This window comes from Thermococcus sp. (assembly GCF_027008145.1).
Lineage (GTDB): Archaea > Methanobacteriota_B > Thermococci > Thermococcales > Thermococcaceae > Thermococcus.
This window is the reverse complement of sequence record NZ_JALTCZ010000097.1, coordinates 12,111-29,071: the sequence shown is the minus strand read 5'-3', so window position 1 is coordinate 29,071 and position 16,961 is coordinate 12,111. Positions and strand designations below refer to the sequence as shown.

20 protein-coding genes and 2 tRNA genes are annotated in these 16,961 nt (G+C 53.1%); 12 read left to right on the top strand and 10 right to left on the bottom strand.

Annotated features, from left to right (window positions below; translation table 11 throughout):
* The 5 genes from MVD07_RS04855 to MVD07_RS04835 form a co-directional block, all read left to right on the top strand.
* Positions 1–393: amino acid--tRNA ligase-related protein (locus MVD07_RS04855; RefSeq protein WP_297499249.1), on the top strand; the 393-nt coding region annotated here is incomplete at its 5' end.
* Between the two features lie 46 nt (positions 394–439).
* Complete coding sequence (locus tag MVD07_RS04850) at positions 440–1,612, top strand: aminotransferase class V-fold PLP-dependent enzyme (protein WP_366078462.1); 1,173 nt, start codon at positions 440–442, stop codon at positions 1,610–1,612.
* A 119-nt stretch (positions 1,613–1,731) separates the two neighbouring features.
* On the top strand, positions 1,732–2,046 hold the full coding sequence (gene pbp11 / locus MVD07_RS04845; protein WP_297499247.1) for a tRNA-binding protein Pbp11: 315 nt from the start codon (positions 1,732–1,734) through the stop codon (positions 2,044–2,046).
* A 10-nt stretch (positions 2,047–2,056) separates the two neighbouring features.
* Positions 2,057–2,902 carry a TatD family hydrolase gene (locus MVD07_RS04840; protein ID WP_297499245.1) on the top strand — a complete coding sequence of 282 codons (846 nt, stop codon included), beginning with the start codon at positions 2,057–2,059 and terminating at the stop codon, positions 2,900–2,902.
* 70 nt (positions 2,903–2,972) lie between these two features.
* A tRNA-Pro gene (locus MVD07_RS04835) sits at positions 2,973–3,050 on the top strand.
* 135 nt (positions 3,051–3,185) lie between these two features.
* Here the strand turns inward: MVD07_RS04835 and rpl12p are convergent.
* From rpl12p to MVD07_RS04795, 8 genes are all read right to left on the bottom strand, one after another.
* On the bottom strand, positions 3,186–3,500 hold the full coding sequence (gene rpl12p, locus MVD07_RS04830; protein ID WP_297499243.1) for a 50S ribosomal protein P1: 315 nt from the start codon (positions 3,498–3,500) through the stop codon (positions 3,186–3,188).
* Positions 3,501–3,571: 71 nt separating this feature from the next.
* Positions 3,572–4,591: a 50S ribosomal protein L10 gene (locus MVD07_RS04825; protein ID WP_297499264.1), complete on the bottom strand. Its 1,020-nt coding sequence runs from the start codon at positions 4,589–4,591 to the stop codon at positions 3,572–3,574.
* 5 nt (positions 4,592–4,596) lie between these two features.
* Entirely contained in the window at positions 4,597–5,247 is a 651-nt protein-coding gene (locus MVD07_RS04820) for a 50S ribosomal protein L1 (RefSeq protein ID WP_297499241.1), read from the bottom strand.
* A gap of 157 nt (positions 5,248–5,404) precedes the next feature.
* Positions 5,405–5,896 (bottom strand): 50S ribosomal protein L11, encoded by a 492-nt coding sequence (locus tag MVD07_RS04815; RefSeq protein WP_297499240.1) that lies wholly within the window; start codon positions 5,894–5,896, stop codon positions 5,405–5,407.
* A gap of 30 nt (positions 5,897–5,926) precedes the next feature.
* Positions 5,927–6,385, bottom strand: a complete 459-nt coding sequence (locus MVD07_RS04810) for a transcription elongation factor Spt5 (protein WP_297499238.1) — start codon at positions 6,383–6,385, stop codon at positions 5,927–5,929.
* 10 nt (positions 6,386–6,395) lie between these two features.
* Positions 6,396–6,581, bottom strand: a complete 186-nt coding sequence (locus MVD07_RS04805) for a protein translocase SEC61 complex subunit gamma (protein ID WP_297499236.1) — start codon at positions 6,579–6,581, stop codon at positions 6,396–6,398.
* A gap of 20 nt (positions 6,582–6,601) precedes the next feature.
* Positions 6,602–7,723, bottom strand: a complete 1,122-nt coding sequence (gene ftsZ / locus MVD07_RS04800) for a cell division protein FtsZ (protein WP_297499234.1) — start codon at positions 7,721–7,723, stop codon at positions 6,602–6,604.
* A 115-nt stretch (positions 7,724–7,838) separates the two neighbouring features.
* The gene (locus MVD07_RS04795) at positions 7,839–8,657 is read right to left on the bottom strand and encodes a D-aminoacyl-tRNA deacylase (protein WP_297499262.1); all 819 of its coding nucleotides are present in this window, start codon (positions 8,655–8,657) and stop codon (positions 7,839–7,841) included.
* A gap of 230 nt (positions 8,658–8,887) precedes the next feature.
* On the opposite strand from MVD07_RS04795, the gene MVD07_RS04790 reads away from it, so the two are divergent.
* From MVD07_RS04790 to MVD07_RS04780, 3 genes are read left to right on the top strand one after another with little or no spacing between them, the layout of a single operon-like run.
* On the top strand, positions 8,888–9,916 hold the full coding sequence (locus MVD07_RS04790; RefSeq protein WP_297499232.1) for a TAXI family TRAP transporter solute-binding subunit: 1,029 nt from the start codon (positions 8,888–8,890) through the stop codon (positions 9,914–9,916).
* A gap of 44 nt (positions 9,917–9,960) precedes the next feature.
* Positions 9,961–10,362: a DUF1850 domain-containing protein gene (locus tag MVD07_RS04785; protein ID WP_297499230.1), complete on the top strand. Its 402-nt coding sequence runs from the start codon at positions 9,961–9,963 to the stop codon at positions 10,360–10,362.
* A gap of 1 nt (position 10,363) precedes the next feature.
* Positions 10,364–12,652: a TRAP transporter fused permease subunit gene (locus MVD07_RS04780; protein WP_297499228.1), complete on the top strand. Its 2,289-nt coding sequence runs from the start codon at positions 10,364–10,366 to the stop codon at positions 12,650–12,652.
* Here the strand turns inward: MVD07_RS04780 and MVD07_RS04775 are convergent, their stop codons facing one another.
* The gene (locus MVD07_RS04775; RefSeq protein WP_297499226.1) at positions 12,653–12,823 is read right to left on the bottom strand and encodes a class III signal peptide-containing protein; all 171 of its coding nucleotides are present in this window, start codon (positions 12,821–12,823) and stop codon (positions 12,653–12,655) included.
* Positions 12,824–12,871: 48 nt separating this feature from the next.
* Positions 12,872–14,080: a hypothetical protein gene (locus tag MVD07_RS04770; protein WP_297499224.1), complete on the bottom strand. Its 1,209-nt coding sequence runs from the start codon at positions 14,078–14,080 to the stop codon at positions 12,872–12,874.
* A gap of 51 nt (positions 14,081–14,131) precedes the next feature.
* Between MVD07_RS04770 and MVD07_RS04765 the strand changes: the two genes are divergently transcribed.
* The 4 genes from MVD07_RS04765 (at position 14,132) to MVD07_RS04750 (ending at position 16,952) form a co-directional block, all read left to right on the top strand.
* Positions 14,132–14,728 carry an RNA ligase partner protein gene (locus tag MVD07_RS04765; RefSeq protein ID WP_297499261.1) on the top strand — a complete coding sequence of 199 codons (597 nt, stop codon included), beginning with the start codon at positions 14,132–14,134 and terminating at the stop codon, positions 14,726–14,728.
* Positions 14,729–14,753: 25 nt separating this feature from the next.
* Positions 14,754–14,830 (top strand) — tRNA-Thr (locus tag MVD07_RS04760).
* 312 nt (positions 14,831–15,142) lie between these two features.
* Positions 15,143–15,910, top strand: coding sequence for a putative RNA uridine N3 methyltransferase (locus MVD07_RS04755; RefSeq protein ID WP_297499222.1), 768 nt, complete (start codon positions 15,143–15,145; stop codon positions 15,908–15,910).
* Between the two features lies 1 nt (position 15,911).
* Positions 15,912–16,952, top strand: coding sequence for a 50S ribosomal protein L3 (locus MVD07_RS04750; RefSeq protein ID WP_297499220.1), 1,041 nt, complete (start codon positions 15,912–15,914; stop codon positions 16,950–16,952).
* Positions 16,953–16,961: the final 9 nt, after the last annotated feature.

Below are 16,961 nucleotides of genomic sequence, written 5' to 3'. Positions count from 1 at the left end.
GAAATCCGAGAGGAGTTTGGGAGCGAGGATGAGGCGAGCAGGGCTTTGAAAGGGCCTTTCTGGATAACTGGAATCCCGAGGGAGTTCTATGACAGGGAAATCGAAGGAATCTGGAGGAACTACGATCTCTATCTCCCAGAGGGTTACGGCGAGGTTTCGAGCGGTGGAGAAAGGGAATGGGAATACGAGAGGATACTGGCAAAGATAAGTTCCTCGGGGTTGAGCGAAGAGGCCTTCAGACCCTACCTTGATGTAGCTAAGGCCGGCCTGCTTAGACCGAGTGCGGGAGCTGGAATAGGCGTCGAGAGGCTCATCCGCTACATGGTTGGTGCCAAGCACATAGCGGAAGTCCAGCCCTTCCCGAGGATTCCCGGTGTTCCCGCGGTCATCTGAAGACCTCGAAATTGACTTAAACTCCTTCTCAATTTTTCTACTGGCGATGCCAATGAAGAAGTCCCTCTTTCCTGCTCTGAAAAAGTTTAAGGTCTATCTAAACACGGCAAGTGCAGGTTTGATGCCTTCAACCGCCATCCTTGAGGTAGCGAAGCTCCTCGGTGATGTTATCGAGTTCAACGGGGAGGTAAACTCCGTTGACTACATGGACGAGCTGGTCCTGAAGCCCCTCCTGAGGGAAGGGGCAAGACTGCTGGAAGTCAAACCGGAGAACGTTGGCCTCTCGATTCAGACGACCGAGGGCTTAAGGCGAATCCTAATGGCCATTGAGCCAAGGAAGGGCCAGAACATTGTCTCCCTTGACACGGAGTTTCCGACGGTACCCGCCCTCCTGAAAAGTTACTCGAGGAGGTTTGGGCTTGAGCTCAGGGTTGTGAAGAACGAAAACGGCCTTCATCCCCTCGAAGATATTGAAAAGAGTATAGATGACGACACCTTCACGGTGGTTCTCAGCTCGGTTAACTGGGTGACTGGCGAGCGGATAGACCTTCGGGAACTTTCGGGGGTTGTCCACGAGCACGGCGCCTGGCTCATTGTTGACGCCGTTCAGCACCTCGGCTCACTGAGGCTCTATCCCCGGAAGGAAGGTGTTGATGCGCTCTCTGCCGGCTCGGAAAAGTGGTTGCTCAACCCGGACACAGGGGCGGGCTTAGTATATGCCTCCGATGAGTTCATTGAGGAAGCAAAACCTGTAACCGGTCTGCTCAACAAAGAGCCACCGAGGGGGGACTGGGGTAGCTGGTGGGGGCTACCTGAAAAAGACCCATGGAGTGAGCTGAGGCCCTCCATAGGGGTTAGAAGGCTCGATTTCGGCGGTGGGCCTCCATATTTACTTGCCTCGGCCTTCTTGGCATCGCTGAAGCTCATCAACGAAATTGGAATTGGGAGGATAGAGCGCCACAACCTTAGACTTGCAGGGATCATTGCAGACGGGGTTGTCAGTTCAGGCCTTGAAGTCTTCTCAACGGACTCGCCGATAGTAACTGTGAGGACTGGTTTGGACTACCCGAAGGAGGAGGAGCTTTACCTGAGGCTCGCTTCGGAGGGTATTGCTGTAAGTCACCGCGGTCTCCTTGGCTACTACGGCATTAGGGTCTCGCCGCATCTCTACAACGATAGAGAGGACATCGAGCTGTTCCTTGGGTCTCTGATGGGGTAAGCATGAGAAAGAGCTTCACAAGGCTTCCTCTCTCGGTCGTTCCTCCACGACATCGAGCAGAAATGTCTCGTAGGGGATAAGCTTTTTCTGTCTTTTCTCAGATTTTCTTCGGTGGGAGCATGGGTCTGCTAGATTTTCTAAGGGGGAAGAAGACGAAGACAGATGGAGAATTCATAGCGTCCAGAAAACCGGTCGCTACATTGGGGGTTGAGGGGGTTATGAACGTTCTGGGTAAGGAGACAGTCATCGGAACGGTCGAGGGTGTGATTTACCCCGGCTACAAGGTGAAGGGAAGGGGAATCGCGATAATCCGCGAAATCCAGAAGGGCAGAAAAAGGGTGGACTTCGCTGTTGACGGTGATAGGGTTGCCCTGATCCTTGAGGGGAAAATAAACGCTAAAAAAGGGGAGAGAGTTGAGGTCTACCAGTCGTGAGGTGGGAGGTATGATAATCTGGGACGATCACTTCCATGTTGACCCTTACCACGGCATCTTCCTTGAGGCTGTAAAGCAGTTCCACCGCGCTGGGGGAACGCACTTGGTGGTGGTTTACAAGACCGCCCACGATTACGGCTTTAACGGAATGAAAGCCGAGGATTTCATGAAGGCAATGGATTTTCACATTGCACTCGTTGAGAAGATCAACAGGGAAACTCCAGTAAAAGCCTACGCCGTTGTTGGAGTTCATCCTGCGGAGTTCGATTACCTTGCCAGGGAGAAGGGGATCGAATATGCGAAGAATGAAGTCATGAAAGCCTTAGAATACGCCCAGAGGCTCTGCCTTGATGGGAAGGCGATAGGCATAGGCGAGATAGGCAGACCCCACTACGATGTTCCTCTTGGAATCTGGGAAGCAACCATTGAGCTGATGAAGTACGGGATGGCGCTGGCGGGGGATGCTGACTGTGCGGTTCAGCTCCACACTGAGAGCTTCGACGAGGCCAAATTCAGGGAGCTTGGGGAGTATGTGAAGGAAGTTGGAATAAAGCCTTACAAAGTTGTTAAGCACTTCTCACCACCGCTGGTTAAGGTGGCTGAGGAGGTGGGAGTCTTTCCCAGCATAATAGCCAGCAGGAAGAACATCGAGGAGGCCATCAAGCAGGGCAATCGCTTCATGATGGAGACTGACTACATAGACGACAGGAGAAGACCAGGGGCAGTTCTCGGACCGAAGACCGTGCCTAGGAGGACAAAAGCTTTTCTCCAGAACGGCCTCTTTACGGAGGAGGATATCCATAAAATTCATGTGGAGAACCCGGAGAAGGTCTACGGTGTTGAGTTGGAGGAGTGAGTCCTTTCCTCCCCGGCGGGTATTGAGATGCAAAAACTTAATAAAGTCTGGGGCGTTCAAATGGGCAGGCGGGGCCGTGGGGTAGCTTGGTCTATCCTGCGGGCTTTGGGAGCCCGTGACCCGGGTTCGAATCCCGGCGGCCCCACCACGGCAACCCTTTGCTGACGCAAAGCGTTGGCGGAAAGCTTGTAGCTCTTTTTTGAGAAGCCGACTATTTGGTGATTTCATAGTAAGTCTTTTTGAATTTTTGCGGAGCAAAGTTTGAAAGAAAAGAGAGGAGGGTTCAGCCGAAGAGGGCGCCGAGACCGGCGAGGGCCTCTTCTTCCTTCTCCTCTTCCTCTTCTTCTTCCTCTTCCTCCTGAGCCGCCTCGGCCGGAGCCTCGGCCGGTGCGGCGGCGACCGCTACAGGAGCGGCAACCGGCATGGCAGCCTTCTCGATGACCTCGTCTATGTTGACGCCCTCGAGAGCTGCCACGAGGGCTTTTATCCTGGCCTCATCTGGGGTAATTCCAGCGGCCTCAAGGACTGCCTTGAGGTTCTCCTCGTTTATCTCCTTACCAGCGGCGTGGAGCAGCAGAGCGGCATACACGTACTCCATTTTTCGCACCTCCAATCATCTTCATCCTTTTCTTTTCATCTAATGTGGTTAGGGAATGCAGGGAAAGGAAATCAGCCGAAGAGGGCTCCCAGTCCGGCAAGAGCCTCCTCCTCGGAGGCCTCTTCTTCCTCCTCTTCCTCCTCGGCCTCTTCAACCTTTTCCTCTACCTGAGGCTGTGTGGCAACTGCCACTTGAGCCTGGGCGTTTAAAAGCTCTTTGGTCTTCTCGTCAAGCAGCTCCTCCGGCAGGTTCTGGGCTATGAGCAGGAGAGCGCGTACAGCCCTGCCGAAGACATCCTCAATGGTTTCCTTGGTGATATAGCCAGCTTCGACGGCGACGTTCTTCGCCCCAATGAAGGCCTTCTGGATGATTGCTTCGATCGTCTGCTTGGTCGGGTATGCTGTGTTAACGGACATGTTGAAGGCGTGCATGTAGGCCTGCTGGAGCATGTTGATGTACTCGCTCTCGTCTATTGCAAGGACTTCGGGGGTGTATATGATGCCGTCCTCGTAGGCCGCTAGGAGGTTGAGGCCGACCTCAAGGGGCTCTATTCCGAGGGCGTTGAGGATCCTAGCGAGCTGGTCTGTGATGACCTCCCCGGCTTTGAGGACGGTGTAGTCCTTCTGGATGCTCACCTTACCCTTTTCGATCCTCGCCGGGATTCCAAGGGCCTGCATCTCACCGACGAGTGGGCCCGGGGCGATTGAAGTAGGCCCGGCTGGTATGACGACGTCATGAGGAACGACCGCGCCTGGTTTGGCCGGGGCGGGAGTCTTGCTCTCCTCAAGGAGCTTGTAGAGCTTGAAGGGGTTCATCTCTGTTGCAAGTATTCCAGCCCCACCCTGGATGTAGTCGGCGAGTTTCTCAAGCTCAGGGTTGCTGAGCTCCTCTGCGGCCCTCTTTATGGCGAGCTCAATAAGGGTGTTCCTGCTCACACGGAGGAGCGCCTTTCCGCGAAGCTTCTCACGCATCTTGCTGAGCGGGTAAGCTGGGACGCCGGCCACGTCGACAAGGGCTATCACTGGGTGGCTCTTGATGATCTTGGTGAGCTCTTCAACTTCCTTCTTCTTCCACTCGGCTACGTGGGCCATCTCCCTCACCTCTCAACCTTCACGGCCGGGCCCATTGTGGTCTTGACGTACACTGACTTCACCTGGTTCTCACCGCGCTCCAGCTTGTTTATGATGGCGTGGAGCACTGCTTCGGCGTTTTCAGCGAGCTTTTCCTCGTCCATGTTCTCTGTACCGATCCTGGCGTGAACTACAGGGTTGTTCTTGAGCTGTATCCTGACGGTCTTCTTGAGCTTCTCCACTATCGGCTCAAGGTTCGTCATAGTCGGCGGAACGACCACTGGCATCTTGTTTCTCGGACCGAGGTACCTACCGAGGTACCTACCGATCTTCGGCATAAGCGGTGCGGCCGCTATGAAGAAGTCGTAGTTCTTTGCCAGCTTTCTAGCCTGCCTTGGGCTCTTTGCGAGCTCCTCAAGTTCCTCTCCACTAATCACATCAAGCCCGAGCTTTTTAGCCGCCTCGGCAACGGCACCGTCAGCGATGACCGCGATCTTTGGCTCCTTCCCACGACCGTGGGGCAGTACAACCTCAAGCTTAAACCTGTTCTCTGGCTTGCGGAGGTCTATATCTTTGAGGTTGACTGCTATCTCGATGGTCTGTGTGAAGTGCCGCGGCTTAGCCCGGGCCTTTGCCTCCTTCACCGCTTCCACGAGTTTCTGCCTGTCGAAGGCCATTTACAGCCCTCCTCTTCGTTGTTGATTTAAGTCAAAAGGTAAACACAGCACTCCCCCAAAGTTAGGGGGTTCGAGGGCACAAAGCCCTCTCCCTACCGGCAAACCGGATTGCGGGTTATCGTTCTCACACCTGTGAGGAGATTTTTAAAGTTTTCCCTCACTCCTCGGCTTTTTCAAAAAGCTCGTCGTAGATGCCCTCGTCGACCTTCCTCTGAACTTCCCGGGGATCATTGCCCTCTATGGTGACCCCCATGCTCAAAGCGGTTCCCATAACTTCCTTGGCCGCAGCCTTAAGCGTTGGAGAGAGCATCTGGTCAACCTTCATCTTCGCTATCTTGATGACCTGCTCCATTGTGAGGTCCCCGACGATGTTATGGATTGGCTCGCTGGAACCTTTTGAAAGGGAAAGCTCCTTCTTGATGAGCTGGCTTGTCGGTGGTATTCCTACCTCGATTCTGAAGGTCTTCTTCTTTGAGTCCTCGACGATGACCCTAACGGGAACCTGCATCCCCTCGAACTCTTTGGTGGCTTTGTTGATCTCGTCAACGACCTGCTTAACGTTAAGCCCGAGCGGACCGATTGCCGGACCGAGTGGCGGTCCGGGTGTGGCCTTTCCACCTTCAACGAGAACTTCGACTACCTGCGGCATTCATCTCACCTCTTGACTTTGTCTCAGCCGTCACTCCTTTTGGCGTTTGCTTATAAGTCTAACGTATTCGCCCCTCACCGTGACGGGTATGGGGACGACGGAACCTATGAGTTCGACAACTATCTCGTCCTTGCCCTCATCGACCCTGACTACCTTGGCCTTTTCGCCTTTGAAGGGTCCCGCTATAAGCTCGACAATGTCCCCCGGTTCGAAGCCACTAACGGCGGGTTTCTCTTCCAGGAAGTGTTCTATCTCGCTGAAGGGTATCTCCCCTGGAAGAACGCGCTTAGCGTGCCTTATTCCCCTGATGGCCTCGTCGACGGCACTCTTGCTCGGGGCTTCGACGAAGATATAGCCCCTGACCTTACTCGGCGCGAGTATGGCATATATCGGAAGGTTGTAGGTCTTGACCTTGCTGTATATTAGGTTTGCCGTCGTGATCTCCTGGCCTACGGTGACGTTGACTGTGAATATCTTACCCTCTGCCATTGTCGACCCCTCATGAGCCGGTAAATAAGTAGCCTATTATGCGGATTATCATTCCTATTGTTCCTATAAGGATCATTCCTATGCCCGTTATCTTAACGGCCATCTTAAACTCCTTCATCCCGGGCTTCCGGGTAACCAAGAGAACCCTCCTAGACTCTGCCAGGAAGCTCTTGACTTTCTCTACCGTGCCACCCATTTCCTCCCCTCCATAAAGGCTCAGAGCTCTTCGAGGTCGAGCTTTATGGTTTTCTTTTCCTCCTCACCGAAGTATGAGGTTGTCTCCTCCTCTTCAGCAACGGCATAGGGCGAGCTAACGCCCGTGACAACGAGGAGGATTCTGATCGTCTTGCCGAGCTCCTCATCAATCTGGACGCCCCAGATGACCTGTGCCTCCGGGTCGAGTTTGCTGGTGACAAGTTCTATTATCTGCTGGGCCTCTTCAAGCTTTACGTCGCTTCCGCTGATGCTTATCAATGCCCCCTTGGCACCGCTGATGTCGACGTCAAGGAGCGGGCTGTTCAGGGCCTGCTGAGCGGCTTCCAGAGCCCTCTTCTCGCTGTCGCTCTCACCTATGCCTATCATAGCAACGCCGCCGTCCTTCATTACTGCCCTAACGTCGTTGAAGTCAAGGTTGATGAGACCCGGCTTGGTTATGAGCTCGGTTATCCCCTTAACTGCCTGCACGAGTATTTCGTCGGCGACCTTAAAGGCCATGTGTATTGGCAGGTTCGGGGCAACTTCCATGAGCTTGTCGTTCGGGATTACTATGACGGTATCCGTGTTCTTCCTGAGCTTTTCAAGGCCATATTCGGCGTTCTTGATGCGCCTTATTCCCTCAACTGTAAACGGAAGGGTCACAACAGCGACGGTCAATGCGCCCATCTTCTTGGCCATCTCAGCGACAACAGGAGCGGCGCCGGTTCCGGTTCCACCACCGAGTCCACAGGTTATGAAAACCATGTCGGCCCCTTCAAAGGCCTCTCTGATTTCCCTCTCACTCTCCCTTGCGGCTTCTTCACCCATCTTCGGGTTGTTCCCAGCCCCAAGTCCCTTAGTGAGCTCCCTACCGAGGAGTATCTTCTGGTGAGCCTTTATCTTGAGCAGATCCTGGGCATCGGTGTTAACTGCTATTATCTTTGCCCCCTCGATGCCGACCTGCATCATCCTGTTAACGGTGTTACAACCGGCACCACCGATACCGACGACGTATATCTTGGCCTGTATCTGTTCGAGAAGCTTCTTAAGCTCCTCATCAATATCCGACTGCGGGGCTACCTCCGGAACCTTGGAGGGGGTAGCGGAAGTCCTCTCGATGGCATCCTCAATCAGCTTCAGCATCTTTTTCACCCTCCGGAGAGTTTAACACCCTTTGTGGTTTGCTGGAGGTGGTATATAAACTTAGCTAACCCGAAACTGATTTAAACTCTTGGCCCCTCTCTTTAAAGCTTTCGCTTCAATCCTTGATGAACTCAAGACCGAGCTCCTCCGCAAGCTTCCTCGCGAGCTGTCTTGTCTCTCCTCTGCTTCCCTTCCAGTCAACGTATATCGCTTCAACATCCAGGGAGCTCCTTTCAATGGCCTTCAGGAGCATTTTCCTCGAAACAGGGTGGGTGTACTTTGGAGCTATATGGCCGAAGGCTAGGTCGCTTTCCAGTGCCCTCTTAGTTTGCTTCGGCGCGTAGTGCCCGCCCCCTATTCCGACCGCGACCTTAAAGTCAGCTCTCTCGTAGTTGTTGAGGACATAGTTTATTGTCTCGGCTATTATTTCCCCTGCCCTGTCGTTTACCCACTCCTCCTCGCTAGAACCTATCTCTATAAAAAAACTGGGCACACTGAGCTCACTCGGGCCGTGATGGGTGGCTTCGTAGCAGACGGTCCAGTTAAGGTCGTTGAGCTCGTTCATCTTGAGCAGGGCCAGCTTCATCGCGTTGGGCTCTGCAATGGCTAAGCTCCCGTCTTTTCCGCCGTACATGGCCTTCCCCCAGTTCCCGGTAACGTGGGTGGTTAAGGCGGGAAGCTTCTGCTTGCTTGAGTGTCTTGAGGCGAAGGCTATTATCTCGGGCCTTACCTTGAGTTGCCTCTCTACTGACTTGTCGAGTTCGTCGTAGTATATCATCTCCCCGTTGGTCGTGAGGATTAAAGCATCTCCCCTCCGGTAAACCGGGTTTCCGTCAAAGGTAAGCTCGGTCTCGGTAAAGCCGAAGTTCTCAATGAGCTTTTCTCTGATGTTCATCGAGGCCTTGTCAACCTTTGTTGTCATTATTACCTTCATCACCAGCACCACATCCAGTTAGGGTTGTAATTATAAAGCATTCGGCTCTGTCCCTTGATTTTCAGATGGTTACAGTTATGTAAAATAATCATCGAAATTGTCACGAGTATGATCCTCAAATCCTAGAAAGTTTTTCAGACTTGTAACAAAAACTATTTAAAAAAGAAAGTTCCCTAATATCCTGATATGGCCATATGGCCATTGTTGTCCATTAAGTGGAGGTGTTGAATGTGAAGAAACTGAGTGCCATCGCCCTCGTGGCGGTGCTGTTCCTGTCGGTCTTCGTGGCCGGCTGTGTTGGGAACCAGAGTGCGACCTCAACCGCAACCAAGAGTTCCAGTTCCGGTGTTAGCTATACCGGCACAATAACGCTCTACACCGGGGGAACCAGCGGAGTTTACTACCCGCTTGGCTCGAAGTATGCGGAACTTCTCAACAAGGCAGGGATTAATGCCAAAGCAGTCACGAGTGGCGCAAGCGTCTCAAACGCCAAGGCAATCGGTGATGGAAACGCTCAGGCGGCTATAATGCAGAACGACGTTGCTTACTATGCCTACAACGGTCTTTATATGTTCCAGGGCAACCCGATAAAGAAGCTCCGCGGTGTCGCCGCGCTCTACCCCGAGACCGTCCAGTTTGTTGTCAGGGCGGACAGCAACATAAAGACCCTCCAGGATCTGGCCGGTAAGAAGGTCGCCATCGGCGCCCCCGGAAGCGGAACGGCCGTTGCAGCCGAGCAGATACTCAAGGCCGCTGGTGTTTGGGATAAGATACAGAAGGTCAACCAGAAGTTTAGTCAGGCCGCCCAGGCCCTCAAGCTCGGTCAGATCGACGCCGCAGTTATAGTCTCAGGTGCTCCGACCCCAGCAATCACTCAGATAGCAGTTACAACTCCTGTTAGGGTTCTCTCAATCCCGGATGCCATACTCAACAAGCTCAAGAACGAGGGCTACATATTCTATGTCCGCCAGGTTCTCCCGAAGGACACCTACAAGGGAATGACCGAGGACACGCCAACACTCGCAGTTAAGGCCATCCTCGTGGTGAGCGCCGACCTCCCGGAGAACGTCGTCTACGAGATGACAAAGGTTCTCTTCGATAACGTTGACGCCCTCAGGGCCGTCCACCAGAAAGCCCGCTTCATAAGCCTTAAGACTGCACTCGACGGTATGAGCATACCGCTCCACCCAGGAGCGTACAAGTACTACAAGGAAAAGGGCCTCAGCGTGCCCAACAAGATTAAACCACCCAGCGGGTGAAGGCCTTGAGAAAGGCCCCTTTTCTTTTCGTTCTTCTGCTTTTGATGGCGTTTCCCGTTAAATCGCTTGTAATAAGTCAGTCAGGTCATTCTCAGGCCTTCATCCTGGGTGATAGGTGGCTCCGGATTCAGTACAACCACAGCGTTGAGCATAGTGAGGTCGTTGAGATAATTGAGGTTAACCGGAGTGGCATGTTCGTCCGGGAGATGCTGTGGAAGGACTTCGGGGCCGGCCTTCCCGAGGACATCCAGGGGCTGAAGAACGGCTACTATTACAAGAAGATAGACCAGCCCCTTGGTAACAGCCTCGATTACTGGTTTATACCCTTCAACCGGCCGGAGATTATCGTGGACAACGAGACGATGATAAAGCCCAAAACCCCCGGCCTCGTTCATTTCAGGGTCAAAACCTGTCCGGTGATCCTTGTATTGATAGGGAGGTGTTAGAATGGAAAACCCGAGGGATATTGAAAAGCTGGAGGAAGTTATAAGCAGGACAAGAGAGTTGTCCCCCAGCTTGGAAAAGGTAGTAAAGGTGGCAGCGGTTCTCATTGGAATCTACGAAATCCTCTTCATTTTCAATTTCAACGGTGCCCTCTACGACATGCTCTCAAGACTTGGAATAAGGCTCCAGTTCCTTCTTTACACGCTCCAAGATCAGCAGGGGGAGGCCTTCGTTCTGGCAATGATACTCATAATAGCATTTATGCTCTACCCCTTTAGGAGGAGTAAGCGCTTCAAGAACGTTGGTTTGCTTGACTACACCTTCATATTCCTCGGCCTGCTAACGATGTTCTACCTGTTCTTCAGGTATCCCAGCTACGCTGAGAATGCAACGGTCTACCCCAGAGATATTTTTTTCGCGATCCTTGCAATAATAGTTGTCCTTGAGGGAACGAGGAGAGTCATCGGCTGGGTTCTGCCCGTGGTCGTGCTGGTCTTCCTGGGCTATGCCATATGGAACACGGGTTTTAACTGGATGATGTTCTCAGAACACATGTACTTGGCAAGTGAGGGCATATTCGCGACCCCGCTCTTTGTCATGACGATATACGTCTTCGCCTTCATATTCTTCGGTGCGTTCCTCCTCAAGATTGGCATAAGCGACTACATAACCGAGTTCATGATAAGCCTCTTCGGTTCAAGGCCGGGCGGGCCGGCAAAGGCTGCAGTTATAGCCAGCGGTCTAATGGGGACTGTCAGCGGCTCGAGCGTGGCAAATGTCCTGACAACGGGAACGTTCACGATACCCCTTATGAAGAGGGCAGGCTATCCGCCCGAGATAGCTGGAGCTGTCGAGCCTGTGGCATCAACGGGTGGCCAGCTGATGCCTCCAATAATGGGTGCAGCCGCTTTCATAATGGCCGAGTTTCTGGGAATACCATATAATAAAATAATAATAGCTGCGGCAATACCGGCTCTGGTCTACTACTCCGGTGTCTACCTCTTCATAGACAGGGAAACCAAGAGACTCGGACTCAGGGGAATGCCAAGGGAGCACTTTAAACCGCTTGGCTACTTCATCAGGAAGAGCTACATCCTCCTGCCGATAGTCGTCATAACAGTCGCCCTTGTCTGGGGAATCCCGGCTCATATATCGGCAATATCCTCACTTGGCATTGCCATTTGGGTTGCATGGGTCTCAAAGGACGAAATAGCCGGAAACGAGGCGCTCTATGTGGCAACTGTCCTAATAGGGACCACGCTCATGTTCCTCGGCTACGGTTGGGGGGGATTAGTGGCGCTGTCCCTGATACTCATAGCCCTCGCCCTCGTCAGGAAGGGTGTCGCTTTCAACGAAAAGCTCTACATAAGCCTGCTCTTCCTGCTCTTCATAGCACTCAATCAGGCAATAGGTATGAACAAGGAAAACCTCCTCTTCATGACGGGGATATTTGGAATAGTATTCTCGCTCATAGTCGGAGCAATCTCGAAGACTTCGGACGGTAAGATGATGTACTCCGCTACCTACGAGTCAATGATAGAGGCAGGAAAGACAAGCACTGCCGTCATGTTGGCAGCTGCGAGCGCGGGCCTTATACAGGGTTCCCTCACGATAACGGGGCTGGCTAACTCGCTGGGCTACCGTCTGGCAGGCCTGACCGGAGGGAACCTCTGGTTGCTTCTCGTGGTGACTATGATCTTCAGCCTCATCCTTGGAATGGGCGTTCCAACCACGGCCAACTACATCATAACCTCCCTTGTCATGGCGCCTGCAATCTATCAGGCTGTCAGTAGCTTGGTTCCTTACAGCCAGCCGGTTCCGGGCTTTGGAACGGTCATAGCTCTCTTGGCGGCACACTTCTTCGTCTTCTACTTCGGAATATTGGCGGATATAACTCCGCCCGTCGCGCTGGCGAGCTACGCTGGCTCAGCCTTGGCAGGAGGTGACTTCTGGAAGACAGCCCTCAATGCTGTTCGCTACGCCGTTGCAGGCTACATTGGCCCATACATATACTTCACCCATCCGGAGATGTTCCTAATAACGGTGAAGCACTGGAACCTTTACACTGCCGGGGCGGTGCTCTATGACCTCGGTGCTACAATACTGGTGCTCTACATGCTCTCGGTGGGCTTTACTGGCTGGCTCAGGGGGCACCTCAACAAGGTATACAGAATAGCGCTCATAGTGACTGGCCTTGCAGCCGCGACGCTGAACGTGGCAATAGTTGGCTTTGGGCTGGTACTTCTCCTAACCGGCTACTTCATCGGGGGAAGGCAGGCCTCGCCTGCCTGATTATTCATTTGTCATATTTTGCAGAATCTTAATCAGCTTTCCAGTTGTTTCGTTCAGGTTCTGTGTTGCGTTCTCAACGGTTCTCATGGCTAGCCTTATAGCTATGAGGACCATTACGAGTGCGATGGCTATCATAAAGAGATACTCAACGGCAGCCTGGGCCCGTCTCATACTTACCCCCCATTACAGGATGTGACGTTTTAGGTTATAATCATTTGGTCAGTAGAGCATAACCTCAAAGCCGAGCTCGCTCAGCAGATCCGCCAGCTCCTCGGGGTCAACGTACGCCAGCAGGTGGTGGTTCCCGAGCGTCCCATCGAGGAAATCTGGGGCGTCTTCTATTTTGAGAACCATCTGTGTCCTGCACCTGTTCTCGGAGCGTTCGTTGCCCCGAACCTCAACGCCGGCAACAACTGCCTTCCTTCCCCTGAACTTAAACAGAGCCCCTTTGCCCGATGGGAGTTCGGCTTCAACGCCCACCCCAAGTCCGCTCTCAAAGTGGTTCCTCAGGCGGTATCTCCATAAGAGGGGGGCCGTGCAGTGGGCTAAGATTACATGGTTCCTCCCGAAGTCTGCAATGTTTCCCATAAAGGCAGACTTCTCGAAGAACTTCCTTATCACAACCATCCCCAGCAGGGAGCTAAGCTCCCCCTCGCATGCCGCTGGAGTCCCCTCGGCGTTGAACATCGCCAGCGCTAGGCAGGGGGTTGCCTTTAGTTTCCTTATGAGGTCAAAACAGCCAATCGTGAATCCCTCCAGCCGGTAATCTCCAAGGATTTTCTTTATTGCCAGATATATTCTCCCTGCCCTGATGAGTGCCTCCCTTCTGGGTTCAACTATTTCCTCGGCGTTCTCAACGACTTCTTTAACGACTTCCCACCCATCTTCATCTCCAACGCCGTCGTAGTATTCGTAGAACTTCTTGAGGCTTATATGGGTGTAGGGAATCTCGAACCTCTCGTTCACAAGCCAGGGGGAGATCCTGCCTATCAGTCCTATCCTCACCTTGAGGAACTTGTCGAGGGCACCTTTCATGTCCTCATAGGCAAGGAGAGAAGCTTTGAGCTCGCTCAGTTCTTTCACGAGGGTTGAGGGGACAAGTCTGTTTCTGAGGTACTCCCTTATTTCTATCCCAGCAGCGAGGGAGTTGTTGTAGGGATCGCCGAGGATTACAGTAGGGCGTCTGAAAACGGCGAACTCCTTCAAAACTCCTTCAGTCCCGCCGGTGAGGGGATACAGGAGTATGGCGTCGACCTCGTTGAAGTTCACCCCATCCTTAGCCCGTTTAAAGTCCTCCCTTTTCTTGAGGATGAAACCGCCAACGGTGTCGAACTCCTTGGAGAGAGACTTCATGAACTCCGAGATCTTGCCGGCAAAGGCCCTCTCGTCAGCCAGCTCGCTTACTCCAAAGACAACTCCGACCTTCATCAGACCACCTAACGTTTTAAAGAGACCGGCCTAAATAAGGTTGTGGTGTCCATGAAGTTCATCCTCGACACGAGCATCTTCGTTAACCCCGACATCAGGCGCGACTTCGGCGACACTCCAACCGAGGCCATGGGGGCTTTTCTAGGTTATGCCGAAAAGCTCTTTGGAAAGGTGGAGTTCTACATGCCCCCGGGGATATACAGGGAGGTCATGCACTTCGTCGAGGACGACGAACTGAGGCCGGCAATAGAGCTGTACATCATAAAGAAGCCCCCCAACGTCCACGAGCTGAAAATTCCGGCTTTCATCGTTTACGAACTCATAGACGACATAAGGAGGAGGATCGACAAGGGACTTCGAGTCGCCGAGAAGGCAGTCAGGGAGAGCGTCATAGAGACTGACAACCTCGATAAGGTCATCCAGAAACTTAGGAGAAACTACCGGAAGGCGTTGAGGGAGGGCATAGTGGACAGCAAGGAGGACTTCGAGCTCATTCTGCTGGCTATGGAACTCGACGCGACGATAGTTTCGGCAGACATTGGAATACTCACGTGGGCCCAGAAGATGGGCATCAAGTGGATAGACGCTTCAACATTCAGGGAAGTCCTTGAAGGGCTCGTTGAAAAGCTTGGAGAGAAAAATTTATAAATGCTGGAGGCATCGTATCAACGACGCCCCGGTGGCTCAGCCTGGTGGAGCGGCCGCTTGGTAAGCGGCAGGCCGCGGGTTCAAACCCCGCCCGGGGCTCCATTCTAACAAACTTCTCCTACACAAAGTTTGATCACTTCTGGAAGTCCGTTTTAAGATGGGTTTGTCCTTTCACCTGCATGTCTTATGGTGTGTGAGGGAGTTGAGGCTTGTTTTGAGTATTTTAGAAAACTCCTTCCGCTCGTTTAATAGAAGCCTCATCTTTAGCCAAACCCTGACCCCTTAGAGTTTTCCTTGCAAAAAAGTTTCACACCTTTGAACCTGAAAAAGGGTGGAAGGGTTCGAAAGCCTTTTAAATAGTCCCTACAAGCTCCCTTCAGCTTAGGGGAGACAGTGGGGACAGGATGAGGGAAAATGGCCTGGCATGTCTTTATTCCCGATTCACTCCTTGAGGAGACGGATGACCCCAAGATAAGGACGTACAAGGTTGGGCAAATCGCTAGGGCCTGTGCAATCTTCGGCGTTGAGCACGTCTGGATATACGGGGCCGGCGGTAGGGACGGCAGGTTCATAAAAACCGTGCTGGAGTACATGGAGGCACCCCAGTATCTCAGGAAGAGGTTGTTCCCCCTCCTGCCGGAACTCAAATACATCGGCGTCGTCCCCCCGCTCAGGACACCCCACCACAAGCTCAAGGGAAAACCGAAGGTCGGTGAGATCCGTGAGGGTTTCGCCTTCAGAAAAGGCAGGAAGGTCTACGCCGACATAGGGCTCGATGAGCTTGCGGTGGTCGAGGGGGATGTTGAGGGGCGCACGACTTTCAGGATAGTCTCAGTAAGACCTCTCAGGGTTATACCAGCGAGACATGAGGAATATTGGGGGTATAGAGTTCACCTGAGCAGAAAACCGCTGGCAAAAACACTTAAAAAGGCCGACCTAGACTTGGTCATCGCGACCTCGCGTAAGGGTCGCGATGTGAGGCACGCTAAAATTCCGCCTCTGAATGGTGAAGTCGGGTTCGTGTTCGGCTCGCCGAGAAGGGGCGTTATGGAGTTGCTGGAGGAGAAGTACGAGTTCGATCTCGTGCTGAACACGATCCCGAACCAGCGGACTAAAACCGTCCGCACCGAGGAGGCACTGCTGGCGACTCTCGCGATATTTAATCTCATGAGGAGGGATTGATATGGGAAAGGTTCACAGACCAAGGAGAGGTTCACTCGCCTACTCCCCGAGGAAGAGGGCTAGGAGCATAGTCCCGAGAATCAAGAAGTGGCCACAGGACAGTGAAGTCAGGATGCTGGGCTTTGCAGGCTACAAAGCTGGAATGACCCACATCCTCATGATAGACGATAGCCCGGGGCTCACCAAGGGCAAGGAGATATTCATACCCGCTACCATAGTTGAAGTCCCGCCACTCTTCGTCTACGGAGTAAGGGCCTACAAGCAGGGCTACCTCGGGCTTGAGACTGCCACGGAAGTCTGGTTCTACGACCTAAACAAGCACGTCAAGAGGCGCATAAAGACCCTGCCGAAGGACTACAACGAAGATGTCTTCAACACTAAGCTCGGCCAGCTCGAAGACCTCGTCAACGACGGGGAGATAGTGGACATAAGGCTCCTCGTCCACACCCAGCCCTGGATCATCAAGCTCAAGAAGAAGCCGGAAGTCATGGAGTATGCCATCGGTGGCGAAGACATCAAGGCCAAATTTGCCTATGCCAAGGAGAAGATCGGCAAGGAGCTCCGCGCAGGCGAAGTTCTCCACGAGGGAGAACTCCTTGACCTCATAGCAGTTACCAAGGGCAAGGGAACCCAGGGGCCGGTCAAGAGGTGGGGTGTCAAGATACAGTTCCACAAGGCTCAGCGCGCTGGAAAGGGCAGGCATATAGGAAACCTTGGTCCTTGGCACCCAGCTAGAGTCATGTGGACAATTCCACTGGCCGGTCAGATGGGCTTCCATCACAGGACCGAGTTCAACAAGAGGCTCATAGCGATAGGTGAGAACGGCAGGCTCAAGATCGGTGAGGAAGAGATAGAAATAACCCCGAAGGGTGGCTTCCCGCACTACGGCATCATAAGGAGCGACTTCCTCATGATAGAGGGCACCGTTCCGGGTTCCTTCAAGAGGTTAGTTAGGGTTAGACCTGCCATAAGGCCACCCAAGAAGAGACCGCCCGTTGAGAGGCCACAGATAACCTACGTCAGTAGGGAGTCCAAGCAGTGAGGTGAGATG

Excerpts from the sequence above, each read along its gene's own strand:
- MVD07_RS04840 (WP_297499245.1), top strand. The coding sequence starts at position 2,057 with ATGATAATCTGGGACGATCACTTCCATGTTGACCCTTACCACGGCATC.
- MVD07_RS04820 (WP_297499241.1), bottom strand. The coding sequence starts at position 5,247 with ATGGCCTTCGACAGGCAGAAACTCGTGGAAGCGGTGAAGGAGGCAAAG.
- MVD07_RS04770 (WP_297499224.1), bottom strand. The coding sequence starts at position 14,080 with ATGAAGGTCGGAGTTGTCTTTGGAGTAAGCGAGCTGGCTGACGAGAGG.
- MVD07_RS04805 (WP_297499236.1), bottom strand. The coding sequence starts at position 6,581 with ATGGGTGGCACGGTAGAGAAAGTCAAGAGCTTCCTGGCAGAGTCTAGG.
- pbp11 (WP_297499247.1), top strand. The coding sequence starts at position 1,732 with ATGGGTCTGCTAGATTTTCTAAGGGGGAAGAAGACGAAGACAGATGGA.
- MVD07_RS04765 (WP_297499261.1), top strand. The coding sequence starts at position 14,132 with ATGAAGTTCATCCTCGACACGAGCATCTTCGTTAACCCCGACATCAGG.
- MVD07_RS04755 (WP_297499222.1), top strand. The coding sequence starts at position 15,143 with ATGGCCTGGCATGTCTTTATTCCCGATTCACTCCTTGAGGAGACGGAT.
- MVD07_RS04825 (WP_297499264.1), bottom strand. The coding sequence starts at position 4,591 with ATGGCCCACGTAGCCGAGTGGAAGAAGAAGGAAGTTGAAGAGCTCACC.
- MVD07_RS04775 (WP_297499226.1), bottom strand. The coding sequence starts at position 12,823 with ATGAGACGGGCCCAGGCTGCCGTTGAGTATCTCTTTATGATAGCCATC.
- rpl12p (WP_297499243.1), bottom strand. The coding sequence starts at position 3,500 with ATGGAGTACGTGTATGCCGCTCTGCTGCTCCACGCCGCTGGTAAGGAG.
- MVD07_RS04850 (WP_366078462.1), top strand. The coding sequence starts at position 440 with ATGCCAATGAAGAAGTCCCTCTTTCCTGCTCTGAAAAAGTTTAAGGTC.
- MVD07_RS04785 (WP_297499230.1), top strand. The coding sequence starts at position 9,961 with ATGGCGTTTCCCGTTAAATCGCTTGTAATAAGTCAGTCAGGTCATTCT.
- MVD07_RS04750 (WP_297499220.1), top strand. The coding sequence starts at position 15,912 with ATGGGAAAGGTTCACAGACCAAGGAGAGGTTCACTCGCCTACTCCCCG.
- ftsZ (WP_297499234.1), bottom strand. The coding sequence starts at position 7,723 with ATGCTGAAGCTGATTGAGGATGCCATCGAGAGGACTTCCGCTACCCCC.
- MVD07_RS04795 (WP_297499262.1), bottom strand. The coding sequence starts at position 8,657 with ATGAAGGTAATAATGACAACAAAGGTTGACAAGGCCTCGATGAACATC.
- MVD07_RS04780 (WP_297499228.1), top strand. The coding sequence starts at position 10,364 with ATGGAAAACCCGAGGGATATTGAAAAGCTGGAGGAAGTTATAAGCAGG.
- MVD07_RS04810 (WP_297499238.1), bottom strand. The coding sequence starts at position 6,385 with ATGGCAGAGGGTAAGATATTCACAGTCAACGTCACCGTAGGCCAGGAG.
- MVD07_RS04815 (WP_297499240.1), bottom strand. The coding sequence starts at position 5,896 with ATGCCGCAGGTAGTCGAAGTTCTCGTTGAAGGTGGAAAGGCCACACCC.